This is a genomic window from Amycolatopsis sp. (assembly GCF_035276945.1).
GTDB lineage: Bacteria > Actinomycetota > Actinomycetes > Mycobacteriales > Pseudonocardiaceae > Amycolatopsis_E.
This window is the reverse complement of record NZ_DATELF010000115.1, coordinates 37,459-53,397: the sequence shown is the minus strand read 5'-3', so window position 1 is coordinate 53,397 and position 15,939 is coordinate 37,459. Positions and strand designations below refer to the sequence as shown.

General features: G+C 68.7%; 15 protein-coding genes and 2 pseudogenes. 8 read left to right on the top strand and 9 right to left on the bottom strand.

Annotated elements, in window-relative coordinates; genetic code table 11:
- Positions 1-7: 7 nt before the first annotated feature.
- From VJT49_RS20805 to VJT49_RS20795, 3 genes are read right to left on the bottom strand one after another with little or no spacing between them, the layout of a single operon-like run.
- Positions 8-862: a p-hydroxycinnamoyl CoA hydratase/lyase gene (locus VJT49_RS20805; protein ID WP_324166536.1), complete on the bottom strand. Its 855-nt coding sequence runs from the start codon at positions 860-862 to the stop codon at positions 8-10.
- Between the two features lie 26 nt (positions 863-888).
- Positions 889-1,515 carry an isochorismatase family cysteine hydrolase gene (locus tag VJT49_RS20800; protein ID WP_324166535.1) on the bottom strand — a complete coding sequence of 209 codons (627 nt, stop codon included), beginning with the start codon at positions 1,513-1,515 and terminating at the stop codon, positions 889-891.
- 52 nt (positions 1,516-1,567) lie between these two features.
- Positions 1,568-3,403: an acyl-CoA dehydrogenase gene (locus VJT49_RS20795; protein ID WP_324166534.1), complete on the bottom strand. Its 1,836-nt coding sequence runs from the start codon at positions 3,401-3,403 to the stop codon at positions 1,568-1,570.
- Positions 3,404-3,475: 72 nt separating this feature from the next.
- Here VJT49_RS20795 and VJT49_RS20790 point away from each other — a divergent pair, with 72 nt between their 5' ends.
- The gene (locus VJT49_RS20790; RefSeq protein ID WP_324166533.1) at positions 3,476-3,970 is read left to right on the top strand and encodes a MarR family transcriptional regulator; all 495 of its coding nucleotides are present in this window, start codon (positions 3,476-3,478) and stop codon (positions 3,968-3,970) included.
- Positions 3,971-4,003: 33 nt separating this feature from the next.
- Here VJT49_RS20790 and VJT49_RS20785 read toward each other — a convergent pair whose 3' ends face one another.
- Positions 4,004-5,119, bottom strand: coding sequence for an alcohol dehydrogenase catalytic domain-containing protein (locus VJT49_RS20785; protein WP_324166532.1), 1,116 nt, complete (start codon positions 5,117-5,119; stop codon positions 4,004-4,006).
- A 217-nt stretch (positions 5,120-5,336) separates the two neighbouring features.
- On the opposite strand from VJT49_RS20785, the gene VJT49_RS20780 reads away from it, so the two are divergent.
- Complete coding sequence (locus tag VJT49_RS20780) at positions 5,337-6,137, top strand: IclR family transcriptional regulator (protein WP_324166531.1); 801 nt, start codon at positions 5,337-5,339, stop codon at positions 6,135-6,137.
- Between the two features lie 31 nt (positions 6,138-6,168).
- Here VJT49_RS20780 and VJT49_RS20775 read toward each other — a convergent pair whose 3' ends face one another.
- Entirely contained in the window at positions 6,169-6,789 is a 621-nt protein-coding gene (locus VJT49_RS20775) for a nuclear transport factor 2 family protein (protein ID WP_324166530.1), read from the bottom strand.
- A gap of 202 nt (positions 6,790-6,991) precedes the next feature.
- On the opposite strand from VJT49_RS20775, the pseudogene VJT49_RS20770 reads away from it, so the two are divergent.
- Positions 6,992-7,327 (top strand): annotated as a pseudogene (locus VJT49_RS20770) (FAD-dependent monooxygenase); the annotation flags it as partial.
- A 70-nt stretch (positions 7,328-7,397) separates the two neighbouring features.
- The gene (locus tag VJT49_RS20765; RefSeq protein ID WP_324166578.1) at positions 7,398-7,571 is read left to right on the top strand and encodes a hypothetical protein; all 174 of its coding nucleotides are present in this window, start codon (positions 7,398-7,400) and stop codon (positions 7,569-7,571) included.
- Positions 7,572-7,906: 335 nt separating this feature from the next.
- Here VJT49_RS20765 and VJT49_RS20760 read toward each other — a convergent pair whose 3' ends face one another.
- The gene (locus tag VJT49_RS20760; protein WP_324166529.1) at positions 7,907-9,277 is read right to left on the bottom strand and encodes an MFS transporter; all 1,371 of its coding nucleotides are present in this window, start codon (positions 9,275-9,277) and stop codon (positions 7,907-7,909) included.
- A 234-nt stretch (positions 9,278-9,511) separates the two neighbouring features.
- The gene (locus VJT49_RS20755) at positions 9,512-10,267 is read right to left on the bottom strand and encodes an IclR family transcriptional regulator (protein WP_324166528.1); all 756 of its coding nucleotides are present in this window, start codon (positions 10,265-10,267) and stop codon (positions 9,512-9,514) included.
- A 337-nt stretch (positions 10,268-10,604) separates the two neighbouring features.
- On the opposite strand from VJT49_RS20755, the gene VJT49_RS20750 reads away from it, so the two are divergent.
- From VJT49_RS20750 to VJT49_RS20735, 4 genes are all read left to right on the top strand, one after another.
- Positions 10,605-11,564, top strand: coding sequence for an intradiol ring-cleavage dioxygenase (locus VJT49_RS20750; RefSeq protein WP_324166527.1), 960 nt, complete (start codon positions 10,605-10,607; stop codon positions 11,562-11,564).
- Entirely contained in the window at positions 11,564-12,628 is a 1,065-nt protein-coding gene (locus VJT49_RS20745; RefSeq protein ID WP_414636044.1) for a maleylacetate reductase, read from the top strand. The genes VJT49_RS20750 and VJT49_RS20745 overlap by 1 nt, the downstream gene beginning before the upstream one ends.
- Before the next feature lie 29 nt (positions 12,629-12,657).
- The gene (locus tag VJT49_RS20740; RefSeq protein WP_324166525.1) at positions 12,658-13,857 is read left to right on the top strand and encodes an FAD-dependent monooxygenase; all 1,200 of its coding nucleotides are present in this window, start codon (positions 12,658-12,660) and stop codon (positions 13,855-13,857) included.
- A gap of 690 nt (positions 13,858-14,547) precedes the next feature.
- On the top strand, positions 14,548-14,922 hold the full coding sequence (locus VJT49_RS20735; protein WP_324166523.1) for an LLM class flavin-dependent oxidoreductase: 375 nt from the start codon (positions 14,548-14,550) through the stop codon (positions 14,920-14,922).
- 210 nt (positions 14,923-15,132) lie between these two features.
- Here VJT49_RS20735 and VJT49_RS20730 read toward each other — a convergent pair whose 3' ends face one another.
- Together VJT49_RS20730 and VJT49_RS35350 are read right to left on the bottom strand one after the other, a co-directional pair.
- Positions 15,133-15,588, bottom strand: coding sequence for an SDR family NAD(P)-dependent oxidoreductase (locus VJT49_RS20730; protein WP_324166522.1), 456 nt, complete (start codon positions 15,586-15,588; stop codon positions 15,133-15,135).
- Positions 15,589-15,604: 16 nt separating this feature from the next.
- Positions 15,605-15,934, bottom strand: a pseudogene (locus VJT49_RS35350) (SDR family NAD(P)-dependent oxidoreductase); the annotation flags it as partial.
- Between the last annotated feature and the right edge of the window lie 5 nt (positions 15,935-15,939).

Here is a 15,939-nt window from a genome sequence, read left to right as displayed (position 1 = left end):
TGTTCTCCTAGCCTTCGTGGGTCCCGAGGCCCGGGCGGTAGGTCTTGTCGTCGAGGAAGCCCTGCATGCCCTTGGCACGAGCCTGTTCGTCGAACAGGATCGCCTGGTCGTGCTTGGCGTAGAGGAAGTCCTCGGCGGCCTCCCAGGACATGAGGCGGGAGTGCCGGAAGCCCATCTTCGTTCCGTGCACCACCCATTGGCTGAGGCTGCTGAGCTCGCCGGCGATCTCGATGGTGCGCTCGCGCAACTGCTCCGCCGGTACGGCTTCGTTGACCAGGCGCATCTGCTCGGCCTTGCGGCCGTCGAAGGGCTTGCCGGTCATGATGTGGTACATCGCGTCGCGGGTGGGTATCACCTCGGCGAGGGCGCGGGTGACGAGGTTGCCGGGGGTCACGCCCCAGTTGACCTCGGACAGGCCGAACTGGGCGTCGACGGAGGCGATCGCCAGGTCGCAGGCGACCAGGGGAATGAACGCGCCGCCGAAGCACCATCCGTTGACCATGGCGATCGTGGGCTTCGGGTAGTTCAGAAGCTTCCGGTGCTGCCAGTTCGTGCCCTGGCCGCGCACCCGGTGCTGTACCCAGCGCGGCTTGCCGTCGGTCTCCCGGAAGTACTCCTTGAGATCCATCCCGGCCGACCATGCGGCGCCGGTGCCGGTCAGCACGACGACCTTGACCCGGTCCTCGCCCTCGAGTGCGTCGAGAACCTCGAACATCTCGAAGTTGAGCTTGGGGTTCATGGCGTTGCGCTTTTCGGGGCGGTTGAAGTACACCCAGCCGATCCCGTGGTCGTCGTCGATCTCGACGCGGACGGTGTCGCCGCCGGGCAGATGGTGCGGCGTGGTCGTCGTTTCTGTGGTCATGGGAAGCGTTCTCCTCGTTGGTTCGGTCAATCGCGCTTGAAGGCGGGCGCGAGTTCGTCCGAGTCCGCGGTGGACCCGAGTAGCTGGAACGTGGCCAGCGTCGCTTCGTGAGCGGCATGGTCGGCGGCGGAGCAGGCGTCGGCCACCAGGATGGTCCGGTAACCCAGTCCGACCGCGTCGCGGGCGGTGCCCTCGACCGTCACGTTGGTGGCGACGCCGGTGACGAGGACGTGGGTGATGCCCCTGGCGCGGAGCATGAGGTCGAGTTCGGTGCCCTGGAAGGCCGAAATACGCCCGTGCGTCACGACGGGCTCGTCGGCCCGTGCTGTCAGCTCGGGGATGATCTCGGCGCCCGGAGTGCCCTCCTGCAGGCACTGGCTGGCGGCGACTTGTTCGTACAGCGCGCAGTTGCGGATCAGCTCCGGGTAGCCGGGACGGAAGGCGGCCCGGGCGTGGACCACCATCGCGCCGTGGTCGCGTGCCACGGCGAGGACCTGCGCGGCGTGCTTGACCACGTTCCGGGTTTCGACCTCGTTCGCGAAGAAGGGGCCGAACGCTCCGTCACGGGTGACGATGTCGCGTTGCCAGTGGACGTTGACGAGGGCCGTCGTCTCGGGATCGAGGCTGAGCCGCGGGCTCGACCTACCGGTCATGGGACGCTCCATTGCGTTGGGGGAGTACGTTGGGGGAGGTTGGAGGAAACGATCAGAGAGCGGACACGGGCAGTTCGACGAAGCGTGTGGTGCTGTTGCGGGCGCTCGTCAGGACCGCGGTGATGTTCGGCAGGACGTTGCGGAGGAACCACCGTCCACTCGCGATCTTGCCCAGGTAGAAGGCGCGTTCGCGGTCGGTGACGGTGTCGAGTTTGGCTCGCGCCGCGACACAGCCGAGCAGCGCGAGCCAGCCGATCACGAGTTCGCCCAGGCACAGCAGCAGGCGCGTACAGTCCTGCGCGGCCACCGCACGCTCGTCCGGCGAGGTCCAGCGGCCGACCACGAGGGTGGCCAGTTCGTCGAAGTCCGCGAGCGCGGTGCGCAGCAGGTCGCGCTCGACCGCGAGGTCCTCGGTCGTCACGGCGTCGACGGTCCCCGCGATCTCGGCAAGCAGGCCGTCGAGAGCGGCCCGTTCGTCGCGCACGATCTTCCGGCCGACCAGATCCAGGCCCTGGATGCCGGTGGTCCCTTCGTACAGGGTGTCGACCTTCGTGTCGCGCACGTACTGCTCCAGCGGGTAGTCCTTGAGGTATCCGGACCCGCCGAAGATCTGCAGGGACTCACTACCGAGCAACCGCCATGCGACCTCGGAGCAGTAACCCTTGATGACCGGCAGCAGCAGCTGGTGCCGGGCGTCGGCCACCATGTCGATCGTGCCGGTGTGCTGCGATTCCTGTACCCGGTCCTGCTGGGTGGCGGCGTACAGGATCAGGGCCCGCATGCCCTCGGCGTGCGCCTTCTGGCTCAGCAGCGACCGGCGGACGTCCGGGTGCTCGACGATCGCGACGGGTGCCGGCGGCCGGCCGGGAGCCGGGGCGACCGGGACACCCTGCACGCGCGATTTCGCGTAGTCGAGGGCGTTGAGGTACCCGGTGGACAGGGTGGCCATCGCCTTGACTCCGACCAGCATCCGGATCTGCTTGATGATTTCGAACATTTGCGCGATCCCGGCGTGGCGGTCACCCAGGAGCCAGCCGACGGCGGGGGAGCCGTCGCCGAAGGTCAGTTCGCAGGTGGGGTTGGCGGTGAGGCCGAGCTTGTGCTCGAGGCCGGTGACGTACACGCCGTTGCGGCCAAGGGACTCACCCGTGTCCAGGTCGACATGGAACTTCGGGACCACGAACAGGGAGAGGCCTCGGGTCCCGGGTCCGCCGGCACCCTCGACTCCCACCGGCCTGGCGAGCACCATGTGGACGATGTTCTCGGCGAGGTCGTTGTCGCCGTAGGTGATGAAGCGCTTGACTCCCTCGAGATGCCAGGAACCGTCGGGCTGTGGGTAAGCCCGGGCTCTGGCCGCTCCGACGTCCGATCCGGCGTCGGGCTCGGTGAGCACCATCGTAGCCATCCAGTGCTTGTCCCGGATGAGCCGCGCCAGGCGCTTCTGTTCGTCGGTTCCCTCGGTTTCGAGCAGGCGCACCACCTGCGGCACGACGTTGACCCCCATCGGGATCGGCGGGTTGGCCCCGAGCATCAGCTCGGTCACGCACCACCGGAGCGAATGCGGGACCGCCGCTTCGTCCGGGCTCTGCGGGGGGAACTCCAGGTCGAGCCACCCGGACTCCATGTAGTCGGCGGCGGCCTCGCGGAACGCCTTCGGCAGGCGGACCGAGTGTGTCTCCGGATCGAAGGACAGCGGCTCGCGATCCACGTCGCTGAAGGACGGTGCCAGCTTGGCCGTCGCGTAGCGCTCCGCCTCGGCGAGAACACTGCGAGCGGCGTCGTCGTCCAGTTCCCCGAACGGGGGCCGGCCGTAGCGCTCGGCCGCGTCCAGCAGTTCGAACAGGACGAACTCCATGTCCCGGACGTTGCTGCGGTAGTGACTGCTCATGCTCCTCGTGCTCCCTGGATCAGGAACCCTGACACTGAGACTTGTATCAAGGTTCTTGATACTCTGTCAACCATGGCTACCTCCGCTGCCGCGGCGCCCCCGGGCGCGCGTCCCCGCGTCACCTACCTCGTCAAGCGCCTGGAGCAGGCCGTGCGCTCCTACCTCGACGAGGCGACGATGGAGATCGGTCTCACCACGCCGCAGTACGCCGCGCTCAGCTCGCTGGACCTCAAACCGGGTCTGTCGTCCGCCGAGCTCGCCCGGCTGTCGTTCATTTCCGCCCAGGCGATGAACCAGATGGTGAGCGCCATGGAACGCAAAAACCTGATCCGGCGGGAAGCCGCCCCGCACCACCGCAGGCAACTGCGGATCTTCCTGACCGAGCACGGGCGTGAATGCCTGCGTCAGTGCGAGGAACGTGCCGACGAGCTCGAGCGAAAGATGTTCGCGGGCCTGTCCCCGGCCGAGCGGAAGGCGGTGGCTCGCCTGCTCCGCAAGTGCTCGGACTCGCTCACCCAGGACCGGGCTGCCGCGGGCCCCCGGCGGCCCGCGGAAGCCCGGTCCTGATCGGTGACACCACCCCGGATCGGGTCGCGCCGGTCAGCCGGCCCGCGGGCTGACCACGAAGTTGCTGAACCCGCCATTGCGGTTCTCCAGGCCGGAGATCGCGTCGTTGACCTTCTCCAGCGGAAAGACGATGTTCTCGAACACCGACAGGTCGAGCTGTCCCCGGTCGGCGAGCCGGGCCATCTGCTGGCCCTCGCCGGCGGTGAACCACACCGAGCCCTGGAAGGTCAGCTGCTGGTCCATCATGTGGTGCACATCGAAGGGCACCATCCCGGCGGTCGCGCCGATATCGACGGCCCGGCCCCCGCGGCGCAGCGAAGCCATGCCCTGCATCATGGCCTCGTGGGGGGCTCCGGGGCCCAGCGCGTCGATGTAGGTGTCCACGCCCCGCCCCGCGGTCGACCTGACCCAGGCGTCGATGGGCCCGTCCAGCGTCGAGTGCGTCTCGATCCGTCCCGGACCCAGCGCTTCGACCCGTGCCAGCAATTCCCGGTTGCGGCCGGTACCGAGGATCCTGGGTGCGCCCAGCGCCAGTGCGAAGAGGGCGACGCCGAGCCCGAGGGTGCCGGAGATGCCGTTGATGAGCACGGTCGTGTCCGACCCGACCCGTGCTTTGCGTAGCGCGGCGTACCCGGTGCCGAGGTAACCGAAGCGGGCACCGTGCTCGAAGCTGATCGACTCCGGTAGCCTGACCAGGCTGTATTCCGGAGCCAGCAGGTACTCGGCGAGGCCGCCGTAGGGATAGCGGTCGAGCAGCCGCGTGGCTGTGGCGGTGAAGCCGAAGTAACCGGCGAACGCGTAGCTCTCGCAGTCGATGTGCTCCCCGCGGCGGCAGGCGGGGCATCCGCCGCAGTGCCGGCCAGGGTTGACGTACACCCGGTCACCGGGGGCGAACGTGTGCACATCCGGGCCGACCTGCTCGACCACGCCGGTCGGGTCGAGGCCGAAGATCGCCGGCAGGGCCGGCAGCGGGTTCTGGGGGAACCAGGTGGTCCAGTTGGCCAGGATGTTGGCCAGGTTCGGCACGATGTTGCACGCCTCGACACGCACGACGACGTCGGATCCGCTCGCGACCGGCCTGGGCACGTCCTCCAGCACCATGGGCTCGCCGATGTGGTGCATGCGAGCCGCTCTCATCGTTGTGGTCACCAGTCAACCTCGCTGTTCTCACTGGCCGGGGCTCCTCGTCGGGCCCCCATCGAGCAATCGCCGTCACCATGCGCTCGTGGTTGTGCGCACCGACACCAGCGTCCCGTCCAGTGGGAAGGTTCCTGCTTCTCAAGTGTCAAGCGACCTGATACAAACGGAGGTGCGTTGGAGGTGGCACGGTGATGTGGAGGTGGCAGAGTGATTTGGAGGTGGCACGGTGTCAGGAAACAATGAAGTTCCCGGCCGGACCGTCGTCACGAAGGCGTCGATGATCCTCGACGCCTTCGCGGGCAACAGGGTCAGCCTGTCGTTGTCCGATCTCGCGCGAGCCACCGGCTTGCCGTCGAGTACGGTGCACCGGATCGCCCGCGAGCTCGTGACGTGGGGCGGGCTCGAGCGCACTCCCGAGGGCAACTACGCCGTGGGCATCCGGCTCTGGGAGATCGCCGCCCGGTCACGACGCAACTACGGCCTGCGCGAAACGGCCATGCCCTTCCTGCATGGCCTGTTCGACCTGACCCGCCAGCACGTCCAGCTCGCGGTCATGGACGGTGCCGACGCCCTCCTCATCGAGAAGATCTCCGCGGCCCACGCGGTGGGCACGATCGGCCGGGTCGGCGGGAGGCTGCCGCTGTACGCGAGCGCGGTGGGGAAGGCGCTGCTGGCTTCCTCCCCGGCCGAAACGCAGGAGCGCATTCTGGCTCGCCGGTTGCCGGCCTACACCCCGTCGACCCTGACATCGGCGCGGGCGCTCCGCCGCGAGCTCGCCGAAACACGCCGTCGCGGGTTCGCCCTGGCGAACGAGGAGATGAGCGTCGGCGCGGTGTCGTGCGCCGCCGCGATCCCCGGTCCTGGGCGGGAGGCCGTCGCGGCGATCTCGGTGGTCATGCCCGCCGGCGAGGTGCCGCCGCGCACGTGGAGCCCGGCGGTGCGCGCCGCCGCCTTCGGCATCGCCCGGGCGCTGTGCCAGCAGCGGCCGCAACCGGTCATCAGCGCCCAGCTCACCGGTGTTCAGTAAGTGGTCCGGTGAATGCCGAGCCGCGCCGGAATCAGCGGGGGTTCCCGGGGCTGGGGGAGCCGGCAAGCCATTTCGCACCCTCGTCGTAGAGGTGCTCCACCGCTTCGCCGGTCAGGCCGGGCAGCCCCGGCTTGACCGTGAACCCGGCCTTCGTCTGCAGGTAGCCCAGGTGGCGGTAGCCGGCCGGGAAGCGTGCGAGCAGCTCCGGATCGAGGGAGACGGTCGTGGCCGGATCCACGACGTCGAGCCGGTCCTTCTCGTAGATCGGCTGGCGGCGGACGATCTTCCACGCACCCTCGTGCCGAGCGCAGAAGTCGAAGAACCGGCCGGTACACACGACGTCGACCGTGACGCCGTCGAGGTCGGCTCGCTGGTTGATCGTCATCTTGGTCTGGGCGATCGCGCGGTCGCCGACGACGTCGGAGGTGTGGCCGCCCAGGAAATGCAGGATGTTCACCCCACGGTCGAAAGCCTCGCGGCTGACCGCGATGAAGTCCGACGCCGCTCCTTGGAACCAGGTCGCCGTCATCCATCCGTCGGTCGGATGCCATACCGTGGCGAACCGTTCCCAGTCGCCGGCGTCACGCCACAGAGCCCAGTTCTCCACCAACATCCGGATAGCGGACTTGTCGTCCTCGATGGGCGGCAACATCGTCCCTCCGTTCCATTCAGTCAGCGCGCCACCGAAGCCGCTGACACCGGACCCGCATTCGATTGTCAGTCAACGTCGTACGACCGCCGTGCGCATCCGCCTCGTCGCCAGGTTCTCGTGAGCGGAATCCGCGCTCGGAAAGTGCCGGATCTTACCGGCGCCGGTGTACTAGTTGAGTCGCGACGACGATGAGAACACGACGATGACGGACCGCGAGGCACGGATGCCGGCCGTGGCGTGCCGAACCGGGCAGGTACGAGAAGATGAACCGGATCGACCAGAGTCCATTGTGGACGAAGCGCGGCGCGGTGGCGTTTCCGGTTCGGCGAAAGCCGGTGTAGGAGGCGCTGGGCCTCATATCGCGCGTGGTCTTCGACAACTGACGTCGTTCCACCGAACGCGGGCACCGTCGGACGCGGCCCGCCCCGACCAGCGAGGTTTCCGAATGCGAGTAATCATTGTCGGCGCGGGAATCGCGGGTCTCACACTGGGACTCGAGTTGCACGCCGCCGGCATCGACTGTGCGATCTACGAGGCGGCGCCACGGATCCGCCCGCTCGGCGTGGGGATCAACCTGCTGCCGCCCGGCGACGGCCGCGGTGGTACGGATGAACCGGGTGGCCCCGCCCGACGCCATCCTGCGGGAGGTGTGGGAGCGCACCGGCGACCGTCCATTCGAGCGAATCGACGACGTGATCACGCTCGCCGAGCTGCAGGACATCTCGGAGCGCTACAAGCAGGTCGCCGGGTTCTCGCGAGGGCGGCTCGCGGACCCCGTGTGACGCCTGGCCGACCCGGACCGCCGGTTCGCCCGCGGGCCCGGTCGCGGTGGCCATCGAGAACACCTCGGTGCACACCGCGACGGGCCCTGCGGGCCTGACGGGCCGGCACACCCTGGACGCCACGGTGCCGGGAGTGCGGACCGGATGACCCCGGCCAGGTACCGCCGTTTGACCGGCAGGACCTGGCCGTTGATCCATTCCGCGTGCGGAACGGAGGAAAGCGCGAACCGCCGGATGCCTTCCGGCGGTTCACCATCAGGCCCGATATCCCGGATTTTCAAAAGGGCCGTGGGACACGCAGGGCGGGGCGCCGTCGAGCACCAGCCCCGGACGTCTCACCGGACCGCCTCGGCGGCTGGTTCGTGTGCCTCATGCAGGCTGCTGCCCACCGACTCGCGCCCGCTCCGAACGGCCGCCAGCGCGATCAGCGACACCACCAGGACCAACAGCGCCACCCAGCCGATATGGTGGCCGCCGCCGGCGAGCGCCAGCAGAGCCCCGGCGACGAGTGGCGTGAACCCCGCGAGGATCGTCGCGAGCTGGTAGGCCGCGGAGATCCCGGTGTAGCGGACGGCGGTGGGGAACATCTCGGCCAGCATCGCGCCCAATGCCGCCGACATGGCCACCGAGACAAAAGTGAACGCCGTGAAGAAGGCGAGGAAAACCAGTACGGTCGAGCCGGATCCGATTGCCCAGAACAAGGGATAGGCCAGCACCGCGAACGCGATCGCACCCCCGGCGTAGACCGGCCGCCTGCCGAACCGGTCCGACAGCAGCCCGTAGACCGGCGTCATCACGATCGCGCCGACCCAGGCCACGGACAGGGCGTTGAGGACCGTCGAGCGGGGGACGCCGAGACTCACGGCGTAGGACACCGCGAAGCTCCCGATGAGCGTCGAGCACACCACCGGCGGCGTCGTCACCGCGATCCCGCGCAGCAGCGGTCCTGGCCGGCGCAGCACTGTCATCAGCGGGGTCTCCTTGCGCCGCAACGCCGCGTCGAGCTCGTCGAACAGCGGGCTCTCCGCGATCCGCACTCGGAGGTAGAGGCCGACGGCGAGCAGCACGAAGCTGAACAGGAACGGGATCCGCCAGCCCCACGACAGCATCTGGTCGCCTGGCAGCAGCGATATCCCGGCCAGTGCGACGGTGGACAGCAGGCCGCCGGACGGGAGCCCGGCCTGGCCGATCGCCGTGATGAACCCGCGCCGGCCCGGTGGCGCGTGTTCGGCGGCGAGGAGCACGGCCCCGCCCCATTCGCCACCGACCGCGAATCCCTGCAGCAGCCGCAACATGACGAGCAGCAGCGGCGCGGCGACGCCGATCTGGTGATAGGTGGGCAGCAGCCCGATCAGCCCGCTCGCCAGACCCATGATCACCATCGTGAGCAGCAGAACCTGTTTACGGCCCCACCGGTCGCCGAGGTGCCCGAGGACCAGGCCGCCGAGCGGCCGCACCACGTAGCCGGTGGCCAGGGTCGCGAACGACGCGATCGTGCCGAGCGCCGGGCTGAGGTTGCTGAAGAACAGTGGACCGAACACGATGGCTGCCGCGGATCCGTAGAGGATGAAGTCGTAGAACTCGATCGTGTTGCCGAGGTAGCCGGATATCGCCACCCGGCGTACTTCGGCCGGCGCGGACCCGGTAGCCGCGGCGGTCAGCGGTGGTGAGGTGGGAAAGGGCGCGTCCTTGGGGTCGGCGGTCATCGTCGTCTCGCCTTCTCGTCTTTGAGGGTTGGAGATCCTTACGCGGCAAAGCTGTGCTCGAGCGATACAGCCGAACGTACGGATTCGCGGCGGCCCTGCCTTCCCGGCCGCAGAGGATTCCGGCTGAAGGAACGAGCGTCCGCGGACGGCCAGGTCGAGCCCTTGCCAGTGCCGGTTGTGGGTGTGCCGGGCCAGGTGCTCGAGGGTGCCCCCGCACACCTTCCGGGTTCGAGCTCAGTCGAAGAGGCTGGGCACGCGCTCGGCGATGTCGAGCAGCGTGCGGGCGTACTCGGTGACCTTGGCGCGTGGTGACCGGATGCTCGGCGAAACGATGGCCAGCGCCGCGAACGCGCGGCCGGTGCGGTCGCGCAGCGGCACACCGATCGCGGTGATGCCTTGCTCGCTCTCGTCGAAATTGGTGGCGTACCCCCGCCGGCGTACCCCGGTGAGTTCGCGCCGCAGGGCGGCGCGCGACTCGCGGGCGCTGCCCGGTACCCCGGGAACGCCACGCGAGTACAGCGCGGCGAACGCCGGCGGTGGCAGTTCCGCCAGGAGCGCGCGCCCGGCCGAGTTGTTGTGCGCGGGCAGGAGCATGCCGACCTTGGACCCCACTCGCAGCGGCCGCATGCTCTCGGCACAGTCGAGGAACCGGACGCCGTAGCCCTCCAGCACCGCGAGATGGCAGGTCTCACTGGTCCGGGCGCGCGCTTCTTCCAGCAGGGGGTGGACCGTCGTGACCAGCTCGGTGGTACGGGTGGGACTCAGGCCGAGCTTCGTGAAGACGGGGCCCGCGTGGTAGACGTGCTGGGCGTCCTGAATCACGAAGTTGCGGCCGCGCAGGGAAGTCAGCAGCCGGTGGGCTGTCGAGCGGGCCACCCCCAGCTCTTCGGCGACATCGACGACCCTGAGCTTGCCGCGCTCGCTCAGCAGCACGAGGACCCGTAGCACGTTGTCCGCTCTGGACCCCGCCGTCCGCTGGTCGTTGGACATGGGACGACAGGATACCGACGAAACGCGGGCAGAGGCAGTCCGCGACACGCAACGGAGTCCACGGCCGATGAGATTTTCCGCGTAATTGTTGGTGAAACAGGTGATCACCACCTCGGCGGCAGGCCACTGTGGACTCCGCCCGCCCGGCCAGGGTGAGAACATCACCCACCGCGCCGCGTTCCCGAGTTGCCCCCGTCACGACAACCGGATTCCGGAACAGGCATCGTCGGCATGCACCGGGACGTCCCACTGGCCGGAACGGCGGTGGTGCAGCCCGATGCGGCGCGAGCACCATACTCCTTGCCTGAGTACTCACCCGGCAAGCCAAGGAGAAGACATGGACGCCATTACCGGACGGCATGCGGCGAACGGTTCGCCGATGGCGTCCCGGACGACGACGAACGCTCGTCAGCTGTTCACTGAAGAGATGTCCGCTGACGTCGTGACGTCCAGCCTCGGCCCCGACACCGATCCCAGGGTGCGGCGCGTCCTCACCTCGCTCGTGCGGCACCTGCACGCCTTCGTCAAGGAAGTCCAGCTCACCGACCGCGAGTGGGAGGCGGGCATCGAGTTCCTGACCGCGACCGGGCAGAAATGCGATGACCTGCGCCAGGAGTTCATTCTGCTGTCCGATGTGCTCGGTGTTTCGATGCTGGTCGAGACCATCAACCACCGGGCGGTCCGGGAGGCCACCGAGCAGACCGTCCTCGGTCCCTTCCATCTGGTCTCCTCACCCGACCGGCCGCTCGGTGCGGACATCAATCTCACCGGCACGGGAAAGCCCTGTCTGGTCACCGGTTCGGTCCGGGACATCGACGGCCGCCCGGTCCCCGGCGCCACCGTGGACGTGTGGCAGGCCGACGCCGACGGCTTCTACGACGTCCAGAAACCGGAAGAGATCCCGGAACGCAACCTGCGCGGTCTCTTCCGGACCGACGCGGCCGGTGATTTCTGGTTCCGCACCATCGTTCCGCGGTACTACCCGATCCCGGTCGACGGGCCGGTCGGCGACCTGCTCAGGGCGACCGGACGGCACCCGTACCGTCCCGCGCACATCCACTTCATCGTCGAGGCCCCCGGTTTCGAGACGGTGACCACCCACATCTTCCACGCCGAGGACCCCTACCTCGACTCCGACGCTGTGTTCGGCGTCAAGGAGTCCCTGATCCGGACCTTCGCCGAGGTGGACGACGAGGACCGTGCCGCGGCCTTCGCGATGCCCAACCCGTTCCACGAGGTCCGCTTCGACTGCGTGCTCAGGCCCTCGGGGGCGACGTCCCGGACGGCCCGCGCATGATCGGCTTCGTCTACCAGGCGCTGCCGATGCGCGTGCGGTTCGCGCAAGGCGCCCTGGCCGAAATCCCGGCGGAAATGAACCACCTCGGCCTGAAACGGGTGCTGGTTCTCGCGACTCCCGAACAGCGGGACCTCGCCGAGCGGGTCGCCGCCGGCCTGGGCGACCTGGCGGCCGGGGTCTTCGCGGAGGCGCGTATGCACGTCCCCGCCGAGGTCGCCCGGCGTGCCGGGGACGTGGCCGGCCGGCTTGGCGCGGACGGGTGCGTCGCCATCGGGGGTGGCTCGACCATCGGGCTGGGCAAGGCGATAGCCCTGCGGCTCGGGCTGCCGATCATCGCCGTGCCGACCACCTACGCCGGTTCGGAGATGACTCCGATCTGGGGCCTGACCGAGGGTGGCGAGAAGCGTACCGGGCGCGATCCGAAGGTGCTGCCGGCGTCGGTCGTCTACGATCCCGACCTGACCACCACGTTGCCCGCCGGGCTCTCGGTGACCAGCGCGGCGAACGCGATGGCGCACGCCGTGGAAGCCTTGTACGCGCCGGATTCCTCGCCGATCATCTCGCTCATGGCGGAGGAAGGCGTCCGGGCGCTGACCGAGGCCATCCCCGGGGTGCTGGCGGACGGCGGCGCCGGTGAGCCTCGTTCGGTCGCGCTGTACGGGGCCTGGCTCTGCGGCGCGTGTCTCGGCGCGACCACGATGTCCCTGCACCACAAGATCTGTCACGGTCTGGGCGGAACACTCGATCTGCCGCACGCGCCCACCCACACCGTCGTGCTTCCCCATGTGCTGGCCTACAACCAGGACCACGCGCCCGCCGCACGCGCCGCGATGTCCCGCGCACTGGGCACCAGCGGCGACCCGGCGATCCGGCTGTGGGACCTGCTTCACGACTGGGGTGCGCCGACCTCGTTGCGAGAACTGGGAATGCGGCGCGAGGACATCGCCACGATCGTTTGCAGAACCCTGGCCAATCCGTACGCGAATCCCCGGCCGGTCACCGCTGAGGACCTGACCGGGCTGCTGACCCGCGCCTGGTCCGGTGACCGCCCGGCCACAGGCTGAGGATGCCCACGACAGACAGAGGGAAGAGAATGGACGCAATCATCGTCGGTGGCGGCATCGGCGGCTTGGCGACCGCCGCGTTCTTGCAGCAACAGGGCGTGCGGGCCCGGGTGTTCGAGCAGGCACCGGAGCTTCGGCCGGTCGGGGCCGGGATCGTCCTGGCACCCAACGCCGTTCGGCTGCTGCGCCGGCTCGGCGTGATGGAGGCGCTGGAGCGGCAGGCGCTGAAGGTGCGCACCGGATGGCAGTTCCGGCGCTGGCAGGACGGACGGATCCTGCTCGAGCAGGACATGGCGACCTGCGAGAGCCTGTACGGGGAAGCGGCGTGGCTGGTCCACCGGGCCGACCTGCTCGGCGCGCTCCTGCCTGCCGTGGACCCGGACACGGTCCACCTCGATCACCAGTGCGCGGACATCGACCAGTCGCCATCGGGTGTGACGGTGACCTTCGCCAACGGCGCGTCGGCCGGGGGAGAGGTCCTCGTGGCGGCCGACGGCATCCACTCGACGATTCGGCAGCAGCTGATCGGCCAGCTTCCGGCCCGCGACTCGGGACTGTGCGCGTGGCGCGCCATGATTCCCGCCGATCGCCTCCCGGAACGCTTCGTCGCGCCTACCCAGACACTGTGGCTCGGGCCGGGCCGGCATCTGGTGCACTATCCGGTCTCGGCGGGACGGACGATCAACGTCGTGGCGTTCACGCCGGCCGAACCGGGCGAAACGGTCGAGTCATGGTCGGCGGAGGGCAAGCCCGGGGACTTCCGGGCGGAGTTCGCCGGGTGGGACGGCATGGTCAATGAGCTCCTCGACGCGGTCACCCAGGTGGGACGTTGGTCGGTCCTCGACCGCACGCCGATCGAGCGATACGTGCACGACCGGGTCGTGCTGCTGGGAGACGCGGCACACCCGATGTTGCCGTTCTTCGCCCAGGGGGCCGGCCAGGCGATCGAGGACGCCGCGACACTGGCGGCGTGCCTCGAGCAGGCGGGCGACATTTCCACCGCATTGGGGGCGTACGACCAGGTGCGGGTCCCGCGTACCGCGCAGGTGCAGGAGGCCAGCCACGACCGGGCACAGGTCAACCACCTTCCCGATGGGCCGGAACAGCAAGCACGGGATCGGGCTTTCGCCGGCGAGGACCCGCTGCGGCACAGCGACTGGCTCTACAGCTACGACGCCCAGCGCGAGGCAAGGCAGGCGGTGCGCGCCGAACTCCTGCGGGCGCCTTGACCTTCGCGCGAGCATACGGCGCTTTGAGACGAACTGAGCCGGACAGGCGGCGAAGGACGCGGACCTCAAGGAGGTCGCACCATTATGCGACCGTACGATCAGCCCCCCGCGAGTGCACCGGCCCCGCAGGCCCTGGCCCGCCACCCCGTAGTGTCCACTACGGACACTTCCGCACTGGACCTCCTGCTGTACGGCGCTTCACCCATGGTGCCCAGTCGCCTCGCCGAGGGGACCGACCGCTCGGGCAACGTGTTCTCGCAACCTGAGTTGATTCGTTCGTCGGCTGCGACGGCGATGCGCGAGCCGATCACTGCGGCTGCGATGGTTCGGAGGTAACGATGCTTTGCGGTGTGCTACTGGCCGGACTCGCCGGCGGGAGATACGTCGCTCAGGGTGCGGTGGAGGTCGAGGTGGTCGCCGACAGCGCCGGACGGGGTCAGCGTGACGGTCGACCTCGGCGGTCGGCGCCCGGTAGCTCTCCGGCCGGTCCAGCCACAGATTGACTGCCAGTCAATTTCCGTTTTGGGGTACGTGGTCCCAGCACAGAGTGACAATGAGGTCGAGGTGTCGCGGATGAGTACGGTTTGGCGGAGCCACATCAGTTGCCGCTCCGGTTCCCTCCTTGATTCGGGTTCACCTGTCAAGCAACCAGAAATGCTGACGAACTTCAGCTGAAGACAGGAGTGACCCGTGGAACTCAACTGCTCGTTCGCTCCGACCATCGCGACTCCCGATCACATCGTGCTGGCGGAAAAGCTGGGATACTCGAGGGCTTTCGTGTTCGACAGTCCGGCGCTGTATGCGGACCCGATCGTGACCGTCGCGCTCGCTGCTGCGCGAACGACCCGGATCAAGCTGGGCATCGCGGTGGTCACGGCACATGCTCGCCACCTCGTCAGCAACGCGAGCATGATCGCCCACCTGGCGACACTGGCGCCGGGGCGAATCGAGATCGGCGTAGGAACGGGATTCACCAGCGCGGTGCTCCTCGGTCGCCGACCTTCTCGATGGGGCGGAAGTCGAGCGATTTGTCGCTGCGCTGCGGGAGTTGCTCGCCGGTCGTGAGGTCGAATGGGACGGGCAGGTGGTGTGTCTGCTGCAGGGCGAGGCGTGCGGCGTGCGCCTTCCCGTCGAAGTTCCGTCGCGGTCGCCCTGGCGGAGCGCCGCCTGCTCAGGCACTGGCCCCAAAGGTCGTAACCGGAACAGGAGGCGAGTCTGGCTCTCCCGCGGGGAGGACTCCGCAAGGTTGTCGTCCCCGCGCCGGCTGTTCCAGCCCTAATCCCTGTTCCACGGCAATGACGGAAGTTGCAGTATGCGACTGAGACCGCCGTCGACGGGCAGCGTCTGGCCGGTCACGTGGGAGGCCAGATCGGAAATCAGGAACAGGACCGCTCCCGCGATTTCGCGCGGATACGCGGGCCTGCCCAACGGGATGAGCGAGGCGACTTCATCCCATTCCTGCTCCGAGAGAACTCTGGAGAGGGCAGGATTTCTGATGAACGACGGCGCCACCGCGTTGACCCGGATTCCGTGCGGACCGAGTTCGGGCCCCAGGCAGGCGACCAGGTGGTGAAGGGCCGCCTTGGCCGAGCCGTAGGCGGCCTGGCCTTTGATCGCGCCGAGGCCGGAGTTCGAGCCGATGAACACCATGGAGCCGCCGGCACCGGAACGGCGAATGGCCTCGGCTCCCAGTGTGAGCGCGAGGAACGCGTGCCCGACGACGCCCGACATGGTGTGCTGCCCAGTCGTCCGTGGTCAGCGTCGCCAACCGGCCCATCTTGGAGAACGCGACGACGTCCACGATGCCGCGCACCGGGCCGCGTTCTCGCTCCGCCTCCTCAAGCATCGCGCGAAAGGCCGACGCGTCAGTGATGTCGCAAACCACGGGGTGGCCGCCCACCGCATCGGCACACGAGCGGGCCGCGTCGGCATCCTGGTCGACGCACACGAGCGAGGCACCAACCTGCGTCAAGGCATCGGAGACGGCCGAGCCGAGTCCTTGTCCTGCCCCGAGTACGACTACACAACGATCGTCGAGGCGTAGCGCGTTCTGGTAGTCGAAGTCCGCGTGTTCCACGATCA